Below are 17292 nucleotides of genomic sequence, written 5' to 3'. Positions count from 1 at the left end.
GGCCCGGCGACGGGTCGGGCCGTCAACCATGGATAACCGGGAAATGCCTTTTTGGGAAGGCACTTACGAGCTGTCCAGCCGCTGTATCCACGGTCATGTTGGAGGTATCGCGCGCCTCTTGCGGAGTTAGCCTTTGGTACGGCCTTCGCGCTGCTTCTGCCACTGCGCGTCGGTCCATTGCAGCAGGTCCTCGGCGCCGGAACTGCGCAAATGCGAGCCGCCATCCTGCACCACCATCTCGCCATTGATGTAGCCGGCATGGTCGGAAATCAGGAAGCTCGCCAAATTGGCGAGCTCGCCATGCTCGCCGGCGCGGCCGAGCGGATTGCGGTGCGCCCAGCTCTCGTCGCGGCCCTCGGGACGAAGCTGGCCCGACGCGCCCGGCGTCGGAAACGCACCGGGCGCGATCGCGACCGTGCGAACGCCCTTCGGCCCCCACTCCACCGCCAGACTCTTCGTCATCGCCAGTATGGCGGACTTCGCCATCGCCGATGGCACCGTGAAGGCGCGGCCGGTGATGGTCGAGGTCGAGAGGATGCTCAGCACCACGCCTCTATGACGGCCCTCGATCCAGCGCTTGCCGGCCGCGAGCGTGCAATACATCGTGCCGTGCAGCGTCGGCCCCAGGATCGCGTCTGCCGCGCGGAACGACAGATGTTCGGTCTGCGCGAGAAAGGTCGCGGCAGCATTGTTGACCAGCACGTCGATCGGCGCCTCGCGCCAGACCTGATCCATCATCGCATCGACCGCCGCGCCGTCGCGGATATCACAGCGCGCCACGGAAACCTTGCCGCCGAATTCACTGCGCATCTGGGTTGCCGTGGCCTCCAGCAATTCGAGCCGGCGGCCACAGATGATGAGTTCCGCCCCGAGCTCGATAAAGCGCCGCCCCATCGCGGCGCCAAGCCCGGAGCCGCCACCGGTGACCAGAATGCGCTTTCCCGCCAGCAGGCCTTTTTCAAACATTGTTTCACTCCCTATCCCCTCATCATTGCGAGGAGCAAAGCGACGAAGCAATCCATTCTTTCTTTTTTTGCGGAGCGATGGATTGCTTCGCTTCGCTCGCAATGACGGCAGATAGCTATGCGCGTCCTAAGCACCGAATCGGATTGTAGCCCGGCGTCAAATCCGGCAAGAAGCATTCAGCCTTTCCTTGTGCGTCCTAACATCAGGTGTGTCCATGAAAGCCATTCTCTGCTCGCAATATTGCCAGCCCGACGACCTCGTGCTGGCCGATGTGCCCGATCCCGTCGCCGGACCGGGCGAGGCTGTGATCGCGATCAAATCCGCGGCGCTGAATTTCTTCGACATCCTGATGATCCAGGGCAAGTACCAGATCAAGCCGCCGTTCCCGTTCTCGCCGGCCGCCGAAGTCGCGGGCGTGATCGAAAGCGTAGGCAGTGGCGTCACCGATCTGAAGGTCGGCGACCGCGTGGCAGCCTCCTGCGGCCATAATGGCGCGCGCGAAAAGATCGCGCTGCCGGCCAACTCGATCGTGAAGATTCCCGACAATCTGGACTTCGATCGCGCCGCCGGAATTTTTATTATCTACGGCACTGCGCTGCATGCGCTGGAAGATCGCGCCAGCCTCAAGCCCGGCGAAACCATGGCCGTGCTCGGCGCAGCCGGCGGCACTGGCCTCGCCGCCTGCGAGCTCGGCAAACTGATGGGCCTGAAGGTGATCGCCTGCGCCTCCTCGGATGAAAAACTCGAATTTGCGAAACAGCACGGCGCCGAGCTTGGCCTGAACTACAGCAAGGAAGATCTCAAGGAGGGCTTGCGGCGCCTCACCGGCGGCAAGGGCGTCGACATCATCTTCGATCCGGTCGGCGGCACCTACGCCGAGGCCTCGCTGCGCTCGATCGCCTGGGAAGGCCGCTTCCTGGTGATCGGATTCGCCGCCGGCGACATTCCGAAAATGCCGCTCAATCTGGCGCTGCTCAAGGGCTGCGATATCCGCGGCGTGTTCTGGGGCGCCTGGGCCCGGCTCAACCCGGAGAAGAACCGCGCCAATCTGGAGAAGCTCGTGAAGTGGACCGCGGAAGGCAAGATCTCCTCGCATGTCGACCGCACCTTCCCGCTGGCCCAAACCGCCGAAGCGCTGAAAGTGCTCGCCGGCCGCAAGGCGATGGGCAAGGTGATTCTGCATCCATGATGCTGCGCGACAGCGGTCGCGCTTCATTCAACGTCTCTTCTATTTTGAACGATCATCGTTCGGCAAAACACGAACGGGCTGCGCTCAACGTGGCCCGTTTGGTAATTGGCGCGCCTGCGCCTTGCTCGGCGCGCGATGCTGAAAATGCCTTCATCCACGGCGATTGCGCGCTAACGATATACAATCTTAAATTTCTGGATTGCGTCAGCTCGCCGCAATCAGAACAAAATGTCTCCCGATTCGAGCGGGCATGCGTCGTTTTTTCAACCCATTCGGCATGCGAATAGACCGCCCAGTAAACGGGTTTCCGGACACCGATAACAACAAGAAAAAGATGCCGGCCTCCCGTTGTTGCGTTTTGGTAGCGGGGAAGCATCGCCATGGTGGAGAGTACAAGGCAGGTTCAATCAGGAGATCCGTTCGCAAGATTAGGCGAAGCGATCGGTGATCCCGGATTGTATGAGACGCATCAATTTCTGCGGTCAGAAGCACGCAAGCCCGACCCGCTGGTCCGACAAGATCATCTGGCAGACGACCCGGTGCCGCTTTTTCTCGCCAGCCAGCAGGATGCGCGCCACCGACAGGATGAGCGCTATCAACCGGAAGAGCGCTATCAGGATCTGCCCTTCTATCAAGAACCGCCCGAATACTCCTTCGCAGGCGGCAAGAAACGACGAGCGCGCGCATCGCGCATCGTGACCGGTGCGCTTGCGTTGTCCATCGCGGCTGCCGTTCTCGCGCTGCTATCCTTCCATTCGACACGCGCCGTCATCGTCAACGCCGCGGCTTCGTTGGCCAGCGCAGCGCCCGCCCCGTCAGGCGCCGCACAACAGGACGCCGCGCCGCCGGCACCGCGCGTCGCGGCCCAGCCTGCGAATCCCGAGGCACCGCCGGCAACGCCGGATGCTGTAACCGCGCACCGTATCCAGTCCGTTGCGCTGGCGTCCGCTTCACCGTCACGCGACGAAATCACCGCGGCCTACCAGAGCGCCATCAAGACCAAGGTTGTGGCGATCGAACCGGCGGCCCCCGAACCTGCACCAGCGGCACGGCGCATCGATTCGGATGAACTGGCTGTCCTGTTGAAGCGGGCGAAGGGCCTGCTCGCGATTGGCGACATCACCTCCGCCCGGTTGCTGCTCGAGCGTGCGGCAGACGCACAGGAGGCCGACGCCGCGCTGATGCTGGCGGGGACCTATGATCCGCAGGTGCTGGGCAAGCAGGACATGCGCAGCATCACGCCCGATCCGGCGATGGCGCGGCTTTGGTACCAGAAGGCCGCCCAGCTCGGCTCGTCCGACGCCAAGCGGCGCCTCAGCCAGATTCAAAACTAGGCATCTTCAGAACCGGATCACCGGCACGCATCGCTTACGACCGCGCATCACGCGACATCACGCAGGGGAACAACAAATGCGACGACTGTTTGGAATGGCAGTATTTGCCATCATGATGGCTTGCGGCCTGACGGCCGAGGCCCAAGCCCAGGCCCAGCAAACCGAATACGATCCGGCCAAGGTCAGCGAGAGTCTGAAGGCTATTTTCCAGTTCGGTTCTGTCGCCACCAAGCAGAGCCTGAACTCGAACACGGTGACGCTGATGTCGGGGACGATCGGTGGCACCTACGTGCAGTTCGGCGCCGACCTCGCTTCCGTGCTCGACGATGGCAACAAGTTGCGCGTACTGCCCATCGTCGGGCGCGGTTCCGTGCAGAGCGTGGCGGACATCCTGTTCCTACAGGGTGTCGATCTCGGCATCGTCCGCTCCGACACGCTTGATTATCTCGAACGCAAGGGCTTTGCGAAGGATATCAAGAAGCAGTTCACCTACGTGACCAAGCTCTACAATGAAGAGATGCACGTGATCGCGTCGAAATCGGTCCGCAGCCTAAGGGACCTCGAAGGCAAGACCGTCAGCGTCGACCTTCCCAATGGCGGCACGTTCGTGACTGCGCTGACCGTGTTCGAACGGCTTGGGATGAAGCCGAAGGTAGTCTATGTCGAGCAACGCATCGCGCTGGAGAAATTGAAGGCCGGCGAAATCGACGCCGTGATCGTTTGCGGCGGCAAACCGTACAAGTCCGTCAGCACGTTCAAGGACGACCGCTTCCATCTGGTGACGGTGAATTACGAGAAGCCGCTGCAGAAGGACTATCTGCCCGCCAGCCTGTCGTCGAAGGACTATCCCAACCTGATTTCGGGCGATGATCGCGTCGACACCATCGCGGTGCCGGCGGTGCTCGCGGCCTATAATTGGGCGCCGAACACCGAGCGCTATCGCAAGCTGTCGCAGTTCGTGGATGCGTTCTTCACCAAATTCCCGACCTTCCAGAATCCGCCCTTCCATCCGAAGTGGAGGGAAGTCTCGCTGTCGGCGCCACTGCCCGACTGGCAGCGGCTGCCGGTCGCCGAGCAATGGCTCAAGACCCACAACGTCGAAGCGGTCGCGCGTACCCGGTTCGATGAATTCCTGAAGCAGAGCCCGACTACCGCGGCGAACATCAAGACCGATGCCGACCGCGAGACGCTGTTCAAGCAGTTTCAGGCCTGGGAAACCGAACGGAACGCGCGCGCGCAAGTTCGCCCCGGATCGCAGAAGTAGGAAACCTCGGACGTCATCGGGATCGCCGCAGGCGATGCCCGGTGGCGGACGTCGATGCGGGACTATTCCGCGTCGTCCTTCCCGACGCCTCGCTTTAGCGCAGCGCGCGCGGCGTCGCGGTGCTCCGACGTGATATAATTGGCAACCAGGCGGATGGCGGTGGCCAGGACAGCGGCGTCGTCGGTGAAGCCGAGCACCGGCAGCACGTCGGAAACGAAATCGAACGGCAGAACGAAATAAGCGATGGCGCCGAGCAGCGCCGCCTGCACATGGCGCGGCGTCTGCTTGTCGAACGCGCAGTAATAGGCCGCGAGCAGGTCCTCGGCGAAGGGAAGCTTCGCCACCACCCGCTTCAGCTTGCTCCAGAAGCGCCGGCGCACGCTTTCGCGGTCCTGCGCCAGCCGATCGGCCGGTTCAAAACCCACGCTGTGCTCGGACGTTGCCATGACGGCGCTCCCTCAAGACAGGCGCGGCGGATCGACGCGGCTGGCTGTCCAAGAATTGGGGATGTCCAGCCGCCGCCGCAAGATCGCTGCTGCAAGATCACTTCAAGGCCGGCGCTCAGGAGACGCCGAAGACGGCGCTCCGGAGACGCCGAAGACGGCTTCAGGAGACGCCGAGCTGTTTGGCGATGGCGTTCATGGCGGCCGCAAGCTCGATGTCCAGCTTGGTGACGCCATTGGCGTCATGGGTGGCCAGCACCACCTCGACCGTTTTGTAGACGTTGCGCCATTCCGGGTGATGGTCGTTCTTTTCGGCCACCAAAGCCGCGCGGGACATGAACCCGAACGCCTCGTTGAAATCCTTAAAGGTAAAAGTTCGCGCGATCGCCTCGCGGCCGGGCGTCTCCGACCAGCCGGAAAGTTCCGCCAGCGCCGATTTCCGCGCTTCTGCCGACAGCCGTTCCGCCATGCTCGCCTCCCGCGTTTGACACCAGCTTTACCCTAACACCGATGGGCCCCCGCGGGATCCCCGCCCAAATTAAGACGGAAAGGCGCGTCCAATGGCCGCTCGGGTGCCGGTAACCATGACGGAGATGTAACCACGGGCCGGCGAGGAATTTGCTAGAATGCCCGGTGTAAGCACGTTGGCAACCGAAGATCGAACCGCAAACGATTGTTCAGGAATTGATGACCGACGGCCCTCATCCCGCCGAAGCAGCACTGCCTCCCCCCTCGCCCCGTTCGGCGCGACGGCGGTTGGCATTCGTGATGCTGGCCGGCGTTCTGGCGATCATCGGCGTGGCGGCGGCCGGCTATCACATTGCGACGCGGCCGGTGACGTTGCGGATCGCGGTCGGCCCGGCCAACAGCGACGACCTCAAGGTGGTTCAGGCACTGACGCAAGCCCTCAACAACCAGCCGCACGGTCCAATTCGGCTGCGTCCGACACAGACCGACAGCGCGCAGGCGAGCGCCAAGCTGCTCGGCGACGGCAAGGCCGATCTCGCCATTATCCGGGGCGACCTCGACGTGCCCAAAAACGCGCAGGCGGTGGCGACGCTGCGCAAGAATGTCGTGGTCCTCTGGGTGCCACCCGCCAGTAAAGCCAAGGCCAAGGGCAAGAAGGCCGCGCCCGCAATCACCAAAATCACGCAGCTCGGCGGACATCGCGTCGGCGTCGTCGGCCGCACCGAGGCCAACGTCAATTTGCTCAAGGTGATCCTGCAGCAATATGGCCTCGATCCGGCCAAGGTCGAGATCGTGCAGTTTCCGGTCACCGAAGCCGTCGAGGCCATACGCAACCAGAAGGCGGATGTCTATCTCGCGGCGGGCCCGCTCAACAGCAAGATTACGTCCGATGCGATCGCAGCCTCGATGCGCGACGGCGGCACGCCGACCTTCCTGGCGATCGATTCGGCGGAAGCGATTGCGCAAAACCATCCGGCCTATGAGTCTTCCGAGATTCCCGCCGGGACCTTTGGCGGCGCGCCGGCCAAGCCGGAAGAGGAAGTCAAGACCATCAGCTTCTCGCATCACATCGTGGCGCGGAAGGGCGTATCCGACTCCACCATCGCGATCTTTACCCGGCAGCTGTTTGCGATAAGGCAAACGCTGAAGAACGAATTTCCGCTCGCCGCCAAGATCGAGACGCCGGACACCGACAAGGATGCCAATATCCCGGCGCATCCCGGCGCGGCAGCCTTTGTCGATGGCGAGGAAAAAACCTTCTTCGAACGCTACAGCGATTTCATCTGGTGGGGCCTGATGGGGCTCTCGGCGATGGGCTCTGCCGGCGCCTGGTTCGCGGGCTACCTGAAGAAGGACGAGCGTATTGCCAGCAATTCGCAGCGCGACCGGCTGCTCGATTTGCTCACCGCGGCACGCAACTGCGATTCAGGGGAAGAGCTTGATCAGATGCAGACGGAAGCCGACGGCATCCTGCGCCATATGCTGGAGTGTTTCGAACACGGCGCCGTCGAGGAGGGCGCGTTGACCACCTTCAACATCGCGCTCGAACAGTTCCACAACGCGGTCGCCGACCGCAAGGCGCTCTTGATGAGCATGCCGCAGAACCTGCAACGGGCCAGCGCGCAGTTCCGGGCCGCCGGCGCCTGAGCCGGCATTCCTGTAATTCGGCCGTCATGGAATTTTTCTAAAGCCAGCTCACACGACGAGAGGATTCCGTCATTCCGGGGCGATGCGAAGCATCGAACTCCAGATGCGCAGTTGCGCATCTGAGGTCTGGTGCCAGCGCACCATCCCGGAATGACGAAGTCTTCGACACGCGTGCTCTCAGACCCGCAAAGAGGTTCGTATGACCGTTAGAATTTCCCGCCGAAAGTTTCTCTCCTCCACCGCGGCAACGGGCTTTGGCGTCATTGCGATGCCCTATCTCAGCCGCGCCGGCGACCGGCCGGTCATCAGCAATGGCGTGCAATCCGGCGACGTCGGCGCCGATGGCGGCGTGGTCTGGGCGCGCGCCGACCGTCCTTCGCAAATGGTGGTCGAGGTCGCGACCACGGAGTCGTTTGCCAATGCCCGGGCGCTGCCGCCGATCGCAGCGCTGCCCGAGAGCGATTTCACCGCCAAGATGCTGCTGGAAAACCTGCCCGCGGGACAGGAGATCTTCTACCGCGTGCGGTTTCGCGATCTGTCGCATATCGACATCGCGAGCGAGGCCGTTGTCGGCCGCTTCCGCACCGCGCCGGCCGATCGCCGCGATGTCAACTTCGTCTGGGGCGGCGATGTCGCGGGACAGGGCTGGGGCATCAACCCCGACGACGGCGGCATGTTCACCTTCGCCACCATGCGCAAGCACCGCCCGGATTTCCTGCTGCATTCCGGCGACACCGTCTATGCCGACGGCCCGATCAGGTCCGAGGTGAAGCTTCCCGACGGCAAGGTGTGGAAGAACGTCACCATCGAGGAAAAGGCCAAGGTGGCCGAGACGCTCGACGAGTTCCGTGCCGCCCATAAATACAATTTCATGGACGAGCATGTGCGCGCCTTCAACGCCGAGGTGCCGGTCTTCGTGCAATGGGACGACCACGAGGTCACCAATAACTGGTCGCTGTCGAAGCAGTTGCCGGACTCTTACAAGGAACGCGACATCAGCCTGCTCGCCGCCCGCGCCGGCCGCGCCTTCCACGAAATGTATCCGATGCGAGAAAGCATTGTGGAGCCGGGCCGGCTCTATCGCACGCTTCACTACGGCCCGCATCTCGACGTCTTCATGCTGGACGAGCGCAGCTATCGCGCCGGCAACGGGCCTAACCTGCAAACCAGCTACGGTCCCGAAAGCTATTTCCTCGGACCGGATCAACTCGCCTGGCTGAAGCGCGGGCTGTTGAACTCGCGCGCGACCTGGAAGGTGATCGCCTCCGACATGCCGCTCAGCATCATCGTCTATGACGATGCCGCCAACAAAAAAGGCTCCGAGGCGTTCGCGCAAGGGGACGGCCCGCCGCGCGGCCGTGAACTCGAGATTGCTGATATCCTGCGCTTCATCAAGACATCAGGCGTCGTCAACACGGTGTGGCTGACCGCTGATGTGCACTATGCCGCCGCGCATTATTACAACCCGGACAAGGCGCAGTTCCAGGAGTTCGATCCGTTCTGGGAATTCGTCGCCGGCCCGCTGCATGCCGGCACGTTCGGGCCGAACGAACTCGACAACACGTTTGGGCCCGAGGTGAAGTTCATCAAGGCGCCGGGGCCGGACAAGCAGAACCTGCCGCCGTCGGCCGGCATGCAGTTCTTCGGCCACGTCAAGATCGACGGCGCGACCGGACAGATGATCGTGACCTTGCGCGATCGCGCCGACGTCGCGCTCTGGTCGACGACGCTCGATCCGAAACGTACGTAGCGCTTTCGAGCGAAGTGGGAATCGGGTCGCCGGTTCTGATCCAGTCAGAACCAGTTCCCCGGGTGAACCATTCGGGCGGCCCGGAAGCGGACGCCATCCGCCGCCAATAGATCAGACGCGCTGGTTGGCGTCTCAACGCCTGACGTTCAGCAGCGCGAGCAACGCCTCGGTCGAATAGGGCTTCGCCAGCCGCGGCGTGTTTGCGAAAGCTGCCGGAAGCCTGACTTCGGCGCCATAACCGGTGACGAAGGCATAGGGAATTTTCAGCGCGTCCAGCCGTTCGGCAATCGCAAAGCTCTTTTCACGGACGAGGCTGACGTCGAGCAGCGCAAAATCGGGCGGCCGTTCGGCGATCATGGCGAGCGCTTTGGCCACGCTTTGGGCCGCACGAACCGTTTTCACCCCAAAGCCGAGAATCGTATCCTCGAAATCGAGTGCGATGATCGGGTCGTCCTCGACGATCAGGACGTCATTGGGCATGCCGTCGGCGACGGGTTGCATTGTATGCGTCAGTCCCAGGTTCACTGTTTTTGTCCGGTTGCCCGGGCCGAAGCCCGAAGGAGGCCCGACGACGCCTTGAAGCGCGTCCATCGGTTCCGGAACTGAAACCACCACACCGTAGTTATGCTGTCTGTTCACTAGTGCACATATAAACGCGCACAGCTTCGTTATTGTGCGCCTGGGGAACAGAGGAACCTCGGATGCAGACGCGACGCGAGGAGCCGGCCGGCGTACGGCCGTTCAACAATTTGCTGCGTCGTCTGAACGCCGCCGATTTCGCCCTGGTCGCGCCGAACCTTGCCGAGGTCGATGCCAATGCCGGCGAAGTGCTGTACAGCCCCGGCGATGACGTCGAGATCGTGCATTTCCCCTGCGGACCGAGCCTCGTCTCTTACCTGGTCCCCAATGAGGATGGCCGCGATGTCGAGACCATCCTGATAGGCCGCGAAGGCGCGGTCGGCGGCATCGTCAGCCAGGGTTTTTTGCCGGCCTATACCCGTATCATGGTCAAGTTCGCCGGGCCGTTCGTGCGGCTGCCCGTCGTCAGGCTCGAGGCCGCCAAGAAGCGATCGGCGACGCTCAGCAACATCTTTGCCCGCTACGCCGACTGCATGCTGGCGCAAATATTCCAGTCCACCGCCTGCAACGCGATCCACTCGATCGAGCAGCGCACGGCGAAATGGATCATTTCGGCGATGGAACGCGCCGACGGCGACGAAGTGGTGCCGCTGACCCATGAGCAGTTGGCGACCTTGCTCGGGGTCGGCCGTAGCTATACCAGCCGGGTGATCCAGACCTTCAAGGCCGAGGGCATTGTGGAGACCCGTCGCGGCTCGATCCTGGTCCGCAACGCCGATGCGCTGCGAATCCGGTCCTGCCTCTGCAATGAGGCGGTGAAGGGCCATTTCGAGGAGGTTTTGCGGGGGGTCTATCCGGACCCCGAAAAGGGCAATTAAGCGGGCAATTGCCCGAAAATCGACTAACCAAATGCCAAACAAATCATTGTTTTTTGGCGTTTTCTGACTATATTGCGCCGCAACGCGTAAGGTGTGCCCGGTCCTTTAGGCCGGGCTTCCTTTTTGGGGCCAAGGTCGAGGCCGTTGCCCCTTTCGCATTTCAGGTTTTGAGCACGATCCGGAAAAGTGGGTCCCGGTTTTCCGGCGAGATCGCGCTCCAGCCATTGCACGACCAGAAGAAGAGCCATGAACCTTCGTAACGTCGCCATCATCGCCCACGTCGACCACGGCAAAACCACGCTGGTCGACAAGCTGCTGCAGCAATCCGGTACCTACCGTGACAACCAGCGCGTGGTCGAACGCGCGATGGATTCCAACGACCTGGAGCGCGAGCGCGGCATCACCATTCTGGCCAAGGCCGCCTCGGTGCAGTGGAAAGACACCCGCATCAACATCGTCGATACCCCCGGCCACGCCGATTTCGGCGGCGAGGTCGAGCGCATCCTGAACATGGTGGACGGCGCGCTGGTGCTGGTCGACGCCGCCGAGGGCCCGCTGCCGCAGACCAAGTTCGTGGTCTCCAAGGCGCTGAAGGTCGGGCTGAAGCCGATCGTCGTCATCAACAAGGTCGACCGTCCCGACGCGCGGCCGACCGAAGTCATCAACGAAGTGTTCGACCTGTTCGCCGCACTCGACGCCTCCGAAGAGCAGCTCGATTTTCCGATTCTTTATGGATCAGCCAAGCAGGGCTGGATGGGCGATAGCCCGGAGGCGTCGCACGAAGCCGGGATGCAGCCGCTGTTCGACCTGATCCTGCGCCATGTCGCGCCGCCGACGGTCGAAGAAGGCCCGTTCCGGATGATCGGCACCATCCTCGAAGCCAACCCCTATCTCGGCCGCATCATCACCGGCCGCATCACCTCGGGCTCGATCAAGCCAAACCAGGCCGTGAAGGTGCTCGGCGCCGACGGCAAGCAGATCGAAAGCGGGCGGATCACGAAAATCCTAGCCTTCCGCGGCATCGAGCGGACCCCGCTCGAGGAAGCCGAAGCGGGCGACATCGTCGCCATCGCCGGCCTCACCAAGGGCACCGTCGCCGATACCTTCTGCGATCCGTCCGTTGAAACCCCGCTGGTGGCGCAGCCGATCGATCCGCCGACCGTGTCGATGTCGTTCATCGTCAACAACTCACCGCTCGCCGGCACCGAAGGCGACAAGGTGACCAGCCGCATGATCCGCGACCGCCTGCTGCGCGAAGCCGAAGGCAATGTCGCGCTGCGCGTGGTGGAAGCCACCGACAAGGATGCGATGGAAGTTTCCGGCCGCGGCGAATTGCAGCTCGCGATCCTGATCGAGACCATGCGCCGCGAAGGTTTTGAGCTCTCGGTGTCGCGCCCCCGCGTGGTGCTGAAGAAGGACGAAACCACCGGCGACTGGCAGGAGCCGATCGAGGAAGTCGTGATCGACGTCGACGAGGAGCATTCCGGCGTCGTCGTGCAGAAGATGAGCGAGCGCAAGTCCGAGATGATCGAGATGCGTCCCTCCGGCGGCAACCGCCTGCGGCTGGTGTTCTACGCGCCGACCCGCGGCCTGATCGGCTACCAGGGCGAACTGCTCACCGATACCCGCGGCACCGCGATCATGAACCGCCTGTTCCATGGCTATGCCAACTACAAGGGCGACATCCAGGGCCGCCGCAACGGCGTCTTGATCTCCAACGACCAGGGCGAAGCGGTGGCTTACGCGATGTTCAAGCTGGAAGACCGCGGCCCGATGATGATCGAGCCGGGCTGGAAGGTCTACAAGGGCATGATCGTCGGCGAGCACACCCGCGACAATGACCTCGAGATCAACGTGCTCAAGGGCAAGCAGCTCACCAACATCCGCACCACCTCAAAGGATGAAGCGGTGCGCCTGACCCCGCCGATCCGCATGACGCTGGAAAAGGCGCTGGCCTATATCGAGGACGACGAGCTCGTGGAAGTGACCCCGAAGTCGATCCGCCTGCGCAAGAAGTTCCTCGACGCCAACGACCGCAAGCGCGCGGAAAAGGCCAAGGAGGCGGTGGCTTAAGCACCGCTCGCGCAAGCGCCCGCGTCAATTCCCGTCGTGCACTCTCGGATCGTCGCCTTCGTCGACCAGGTCGATGGCTAAGCCGGTATCGGCCAGGTCGATGGCCTTGCGCAGCGCGACGATATGCGGGGCCTGATACGTGTCGGGCTCGCGACGCACGTCCCAATAGGCGGTGTGGGTGAAGAAGTCGTCACCCCCCGCCTTTTTGGTTGAGACCTTGAGATCGACGATATGCGAGCCGAAGATCGGCGACAGCGCGCCGCCGATCGCGTCTCCCCAAAACAGCTGGCGGCGCGGAAAATAGATGTTGCTCCACCGGGTCAATCCGAACAACGCAGCATTGTGGATCTGCTTCTTGTTCGTCTTCGGATTGGTGAAGGCTAGCAAGCCGTCCTGATCGAACCGTTTCGGCGGGCAGGTTGGAAACTCTCTTTCCTCGACGCGCCGGGCGAAATCTTCCTTCAGATCAGCCTCGGTATTCTCCCTCCCCTCCGCCTTCAGATCCGCCTCACTCTTGCCCAGGCACATCAAGAAATAGGCGTGGGTCAGTGCGCTTCCCAGCGTGACGAAATCGGTAACCAGCCAGGTTTTGGATTTTTTCTGCTCAGGCAGACGTTTCGCCGCAGCAGCGGCGATGTTGGCAATCGTGGCGCGCGCCATGACGCGCAACGCCTTCTTGTCCGCAACCGACGCAGCGTCTTCCGGCTGCCATTTGGCGTTATCGATCACGCCAAAATCCGTCCCCAATTCCTCGCCAGGTGGTAGCTCAGCGCGAACCCTACTGAAATAAGCGCGCAGCATGTCGTAGGCGACGACGGTGCCAAGGCTATGCGCGACGACGACGATGCGGTCGTACTGGCCGGACGCGTGGAGGCTCGCGAGGCTGTCCACGGCCTCCTTCCTGATCGCCCGGCGCACCGCCACATTACCCGGCGAATTCCGGAAATAGCGCGCGGCGTCGCCGAGATATGGCTGCAGGAATGTGGCATTGACGATCAAATAGAGCCCGATCACGGCCGAAGCCGCAGCAACGCTCCACGGCGAGTTCAGCCCCCATACCCAGGCTTTGACCACGGTTACGGCAAAGGAGGTGTCCGGATGCCAGTACCGGTCGGTGCCGACAAAGATGCCAAACACGACCACCGAAATCACTAGCGCGCGGCAAAAAGCGCGCAAGCCCTGACGGCCCATGAGCATAAAGCTCGCCAGCAGCGCAATCAGCGTGGGCAGTGCGACCAGCGTAAAGAGTTCAGCCCCGTCAGGAACATTGCGATCGCCCGGCGCAAGCCTCTCGACGATGAAGTAAGCCACAATGACGATAATTCCGATGACGCAAAAAACCGCGAGCATCTTGATGAGGCGGTAGGCCTTCCATTTCGCCGCGACAACGAGGCCCACGACCAGGCTGGCGAACAGCAGCAGGAACGGCGCGACCAGCATGATTTGCGCGACGTTTCCCGAAAACAGCAGAATGGCCTGCAACACCAGCACGGCGAAAGAGAGATTCATCAGGCACAGGAAAATAGCCGCGGCCCACCAAAGCCCGTTCATGCCGAGCTTCATGATCGGGCCCTTTCGGACCAGCTCGTACAGCCAGAGCAGCACCGCGACAGCCTTGGTCTCACTCATCAAATGAGCCCAGTACAGTTCGTGGAAGTCGACGCGGCGCCCATCGGCCGAATCCGGCACCGCGCTCGTCGTCGTGACCGTCAAGTCGATATCGGCGCCGTCCTTTTCGGGGTGCGTCCAGATCCGCTTGCCTTTGTCGGCCGGGTTTTTCTCGTCCAGCCAGACGCCCCGTATGACGCCGCGCACCGTTTCCAGCGCGCGCTGGCTGCCGATGCCGTGAACGACAAGGATCGCGGTTCTCTTCCGCGCGGCGGCGGGATCGAATTCGGCCATGGCTGAAATCCGGATCTGAAATGACGTTAGGGAGAACGACCTATTCAATACAACTACAGGGGGAGAAACAAGCCGCACTTTTCACAAAGATGTCGCACTGCCAGCCGGCAATGACCGAGACCGGCCGATCGATGCGAAAACCGCATCCCTCCTCTGCCTGCCGTGGACCGGGAGCCCTCTGCGGACCGGCTTCAGGCCCCCTGGCGAACGTGCTAGAGGCTCGGACATGACGACCCTCCCCTCCGAAGTCGATGTTGCCATCATCGGTGCCGGCGCCGCTGGCCTCGGCGCCGCGCATGCGCTGAAACAATCCGGTCTCTCCTATGTCGTGCTGGAAGCGCGCGACCGCGTCGGCGGCCGCGCCCATACGATTCAGGCAGCACCAGACGTCACCTTCGACCTCGGCTGCGGCTGGCTGCATTCGGCGGATGAAAATTCATTCGTCGCGATTGGCGAACAACTGAAGTTTGAAATCGACAAGACCCGCCCGCCCTGGCGCGAGCAGGCGCACAACAAGGCGTTTCCGGTTGAGCAGCGGGCGGAGTTCCTGAGGGCGCTCGACGCCTTCTACGACCGCGCCGAGGAAGCCGCGCAGCAGGCCGGGCAGAGCGGCCGCGACAGCGCCGCCGATCTATGTCTCGAGCCCGGCAATCGCTGGAACCCGATGATCGACGCGATCTCGACCTACGTCAACGGCTGCGAGCTGGATCAGGTCTCGATCCTGGACATGGACGCCTATGAAGACACCGAGATCAACTGGCGCGTCCGCCGCGGCTATGGCGCGCTGGTCGCGGCCTACGGCGCCTCGATCCCGCTCGCGCTCAACTGCGCGGTGACGCTGATCGACCATTCGGGAAAGAGCATTCGCGTCGAGACTTCGCAGGGCACGCTGATATCAGGCAGGGTGATCGTCACCGTTCCGACCAACCTGATCGCGGATGAAGCCCTCCGCTTTCACCCGCCATTGCCGGCAAAGCTCGACGCCGCGCGCGGCCTGCCGCTTGGTCTCGCCGACAAGGTGATGCTGGCACTTAGCGATGGCGACGCGCTGCCGAAGGATGGCAGCCTGCGCGGCGCCACCATGCGCACCGCGATGGGCACCTATCATCTGCGCCCGTTCGGCCAGCCCTGCATCGAAGGCTTTTTCGGCGGCCGCTTCGCGCGATCGCTGGAAGATGCCGGCCCCGGCGCACTGGCCGCCGAAAGCATCAACGAGATCGCCGGCTTTCTCGGCAACGACTTCCGCCGCAAATTAAAGCCGCTCGCGGAATCGCGCTGGGCCCACGACCCCTTCGCCCGCGGCTCCTATTCCCACGCACTGCCCGGCCACGCCGGCGACCGCGCGGTGCTGGCAGCGCCCGTGGATGGACGGCTGTTCTTTGCAGGAGAGGCAACCTCGCCGGGGTTCTTCTCGACCGCGCATGGGGCAAGGGATTCGGGCGAGCGGGCGGCGGGAGAGGTGATGGCTTCGCTGCCCAAGCAATAGCCCTCAATCCCGTCACTGCCTGCGACAAACGCAAAGCGTTTGCGCAAGGGAGCGATAGCGACGAAGCAATCCATTTTTCCCCGAGCGGTGACGTGGATTGCTTCGCTTCGCTCGCAATGACGGATCAAAGAGCGTCAGAATAAGTCAGTCTTTAATCACCCGCACTCCGCCAGCACCGCATCCTTGAACAGATGCTGCTCCGCCTTGAGATCGACGCGATAGCTCGCCGCATACGGCGGCTGCGGCTGGCATGACAGGGTGACGATGACGACCCCCGCTTTCCGGTTGACGTAGAGCGCCTGGCCGGCGAAGCCGAGGGCGACCATCGAACCGTCGGGATCGATCCACCAGCTGTAGCCGTATCCGCGCGCGCCGTAGCGATTGGTTTCGGGATCGAGGACGAAGGCGGGTTGGGCGGCGCTTTCGATCCAGTCGGATGGCAGCACGGCCGTGCCGTCGATCACGCCGCCACGCAGGAGAAACACTCCGAAGCGGCCAAAATCCCGCAAAGCTATTCCGGCACGGCTGCCGCCGATTTCCTGGCCGCCGTCGGACTCCAGCGTATAGAACGCGTCGAACTCCATGCCGAGCGGCGACCAGATCGTCTCCGACATATAGTCGGCCAGCGTTTTCCCTGTCGCGGCCGACAGCAGGCTGCCGAGCAAATAGGTATCGCCGCTGTTGTAGTTGAAGTGACTCCCGGGCCGGTGTTCGGCCTTCAGGCTGCGCATCAGCGCCAGCACGCCGCCGGGGACCTTGTCGCCGAGCGATTTGCTGTAGCGGTTCACGTCGGAATTACGGTCGGTGTAATCCTCGTTCCAGCGCACGCCGGAGGACATCGTGATCAGATGGCGAATGGTGACGGCGTCATAGGCGCAGCCGCGCAATGCCGGGATGTATTTCGAGACAGCATCTTCGAGACTGCCGATGGCGCCCTGCTGCAAGGCGGCGCCGATCAGCGTCGACGTCAGCGACTTGATCATCGACATCGAGGACCAGCGCACGTTCTGCCCCAGTCCGAGCGCGTAGCGCTCTAGAACGATTCGCTCATCCTTGACGACAAGCAATCCTGCGACGTTAGCGCGACCGATATACGCGTCGACTCCATGCGTTTGCCCATCGGCCTGATACTGCGGCGCGATCTCTCCGCTACGATGCAGTGGGAGAACATTTGTCCCCCGGCGGATCGCCCGCGTGACAAACATTTGATCGACACTGCGATAGGCGTAAGCCTGCTCGGTCGGCGACAACAGAAGAAAATCTTCACCCGCTGGGACGTGGTGTTTTGGATGGGCAATAGGGCCAGTCATGCG

Annotated in this window: 15 protein-coding genes and 1 pseudogene; 9 read left to right on the top strand and 7 right to left on the bottom strand. The window is 62.7% G+C overall.

The features are described 5' to 3' along the window. Positions 1-126 precede the first annotated feature (126 nt). Positions 127-966, bottom strand: coding sequence for an SDR family oxidoreductase (locus JQ597_RS27730; protein ID WP_212268668.1), 840 nt, complete (start codon positions 964-966; stop codon positions 127-129). A gap of 214 nt (positions 967-1180) precedes the next feature. Here JQ597_RS27730 and JQ597_RS27725 point away from each other — a divergent pair, with 214 nt between their 5' ends. The 4 genes from JQ597_RS27725 to JQ597_RS27710 all read left to right on the top strand — a co-directional run bounded on the left by JQ597_RS27725 (position 1181) and on the right by JQ597_RS27710 (position 4753). Next, positions 1181-2155 carry an NADPH:quinone oxidoreductase family protein gene (locus JQ597_RS27725; protein ID WP_212268667.1) on the top strand — a complete coding sequence of 325 codons (975 nt, stop codon included), beginning with the start codon at positions 1181-1183 and terminating at the stop codon, positions 2153-2155. After that, positions 2152-2442: a hypothetical protein gene (locus tag JQ597_RS27720; RefSeq protein WP_212268666.1), complete on the top strand. Its 291-nt coding sequence runs from the start codon at positions 2152-2154 to the stop codon at positions 2440-2442. The genes JQ597_RS27725 and JQ597_RS27720 overlap by 4 nt, the downstream gene beginning before the upstream one ends. Positions 2443-2610: 168 nt before the next feature. Continuing rightward, the gene (locus JQ597_RS27715; protein ID WP_212268665.1) at positions 2611-3489 is read left to right on the top strand and encodes a hypothetical protein; all 879 of its coding nucleotides are present in this window, start codon (positions 2611-2613) and stop codon (positions 3487-3489) included. Between the two features lie 76 nt (positions 3490-3565). Continuing rightward, complete coding sequence (locus tag JQ597_RS27710; RefSeq protein ID WP_212268664.1) at positions 3566-4753, top strand: TAXI family TRAP transporter solute-binding subunit; 1188 nt, start codon at positions 3566-3568, stop codon at positions 4751-4753. Positions 4754-4815: 62 nt separating this feature from the next. Here the strand turns inward: JQ597_RS27710 and JQ597_RS27705 are convergent, their stop codons facing one another. Both JQ597_RS27705 and JQ597_RS27700 read right to left on the bottom strand, forming a co-directional pair. Beyond that, positions 4816-5199 carry a YkvA family protein gene (locus JQ597_RS27705; RefSeq protein ID WP_212268663.1) on the bottom strand — a complete coding sequence of 128 codons (384 nt, stop codon included), beginning with the start codon at positions 5197-5199 and terminating at the stop codon, positions 4816-4818. 160 nt (positions 5200-5359) lie between these two features. Continuing rightward, a pseudogene (locus JQ597_RS27700) lies at positions 5360-5674 on the bottom strand (4a-hydroxytetrahydrobiopterin dehydratase); the annotation flags it as partial. A gap of 209 nt (positions 5675-5883) precedes the next feature. On the opposite strand from JQ597_RS27700, the gene JQ597_RS27695 reads away from it, so the two are divergent. Beyond that, positions 5884-7311 (top strand): TAXI family TRAP transporter solute-binding subunit, encoded by a 1428-nt coding sequence (locus JQ597_RS27695; RefSeq protein WP_212268661.1) that lies wholly within the window; start codon positions 5884-5886, stop codon positions 7309-7311. Between the two features lie 199 nt (positions 7312-7510). Next, positions 7511-9061, top strand: a complete 1551-nt coding sequence (locus tag JQ597_RS27690) for an alkaline phosphatase D family protein (protein WP_212268660.1) — start codon at positions 7511-7513, stop codon at positions 9059-9061. A gap of 132 nt (positions 9062-9193) precedes the next feature. Here JQ597_RS27690 and JQ597_RS27685 read toward each other — a convergent pair whose 3' ends face one another. Continuing rightward, complete coding sequence (locus tag JQ597_RS27685; protein WP_212268659.1) at positions 9194-9562, bottom strand: response regulator; 369 nt, start codon at positions 9560-9562, stop codon at positions 9194-9196. Positions 9563-9762: 200 nt separating this feature from the next. Here JQ597_RS27685 and JQ597_RS27680 point away from each other — a divergent pair, with 200 nt between their 5' ends. Continuing rightward, a complete protein-coding gene (locus JQ597_RS27680; RefSeq protein ID WP_212268658.1) occupies positions 9763-10518 on the top strand; it encodes a Crp/Fnr family transcriptional regulator in 756 nt (251 codons plus the stop codon). Positions 10519-10541: 23 nt separating this feature from the next. On the opposite strand, the gene JQ597_RS27675 is transcribed toward JQ597_RS27680, so the two are convergent. Further along, a complete protein-coding gene (locus tag JQ597_RS27675; protein ID WP_192739380.1) occupies positions 10542-10766 on the bottom strand; it encodes a hypothetical protein in 225 nt (74 codons plus the stop codon). Here JQ597_RS27675 and typA point away from each other — a divergent pair. Beyond that, positions 10765-12591, top strand: coding sequence for a translational GTPase TypA (gene typA / locus JQ597_RS27670; RefSeq protein WP_212210332.1), 1827 nt, complete (start codon positions 10765-10767; stop codon positions 12589-12591). The genes JQ597_RS27675 and typA overlap by 2 nt on opposite strands. A 24-nt stretch (positions 12592-12615) precedes the next feature. Here the strand turns inward: typA and JQ597_RS27665 are convergent, their stop codons facing one another. Next, complete coding sequence (locus JQ597_RS27665; RefSeq protein ID WP_212268657.1) at positions 12616-14493, bottom strand: hypothetical protein; 1878 nt, start codon at positions 14491-14493, stop codon at positions 12616-12618. Between the two features lie 226 nt (positions 14494-14719). Here JQ597_RS27665 and JQ597_RS27660 point away from each other — a divergent pair, with 226 nt between their 5' ends. Continuing rightward, positions 14720-15979: a flavin monoamine oxidase family protein gene (locus tag JQ597_RS27660; protein ID WP_212268656.1), complete on the top strand. Its 1260-nt coding sequence runs from the start codon at positions 14720-14722 to the stop codon at positions 15977-15979. 155 nt (positions 15980-16134) lie between these two features. Here JQ597_RS27660 and JQ597_RS27655 read toward each other — a convergent pair whose 3' ends face one another. Continuing rightward, a complete protein-coding gene (locus tag JQ597_RS27655; protein WP_212268655.1) occupies positions 16135-17289 on the bottom strand; it encodes a serine hydrolase domain-containing protein in 1155 nt (384 codons plus the stop codon). Positions 17290-17292: the final 3 nt, after the last annotated feature.

The sequence above is a fragment of the Bradyrhizobium sp. AUGA SZCCT0177 genome (assembly GCF_018130125.1).
GTDB lineage: Bacteria > Pseudomonadota > Alphaproteobacteria > Rhizobiales > Xanthobacteraceae > Bradyrhizobium.
This window is presented reverse-complemented; position numbering and strand designations above follow the sequence as displayed.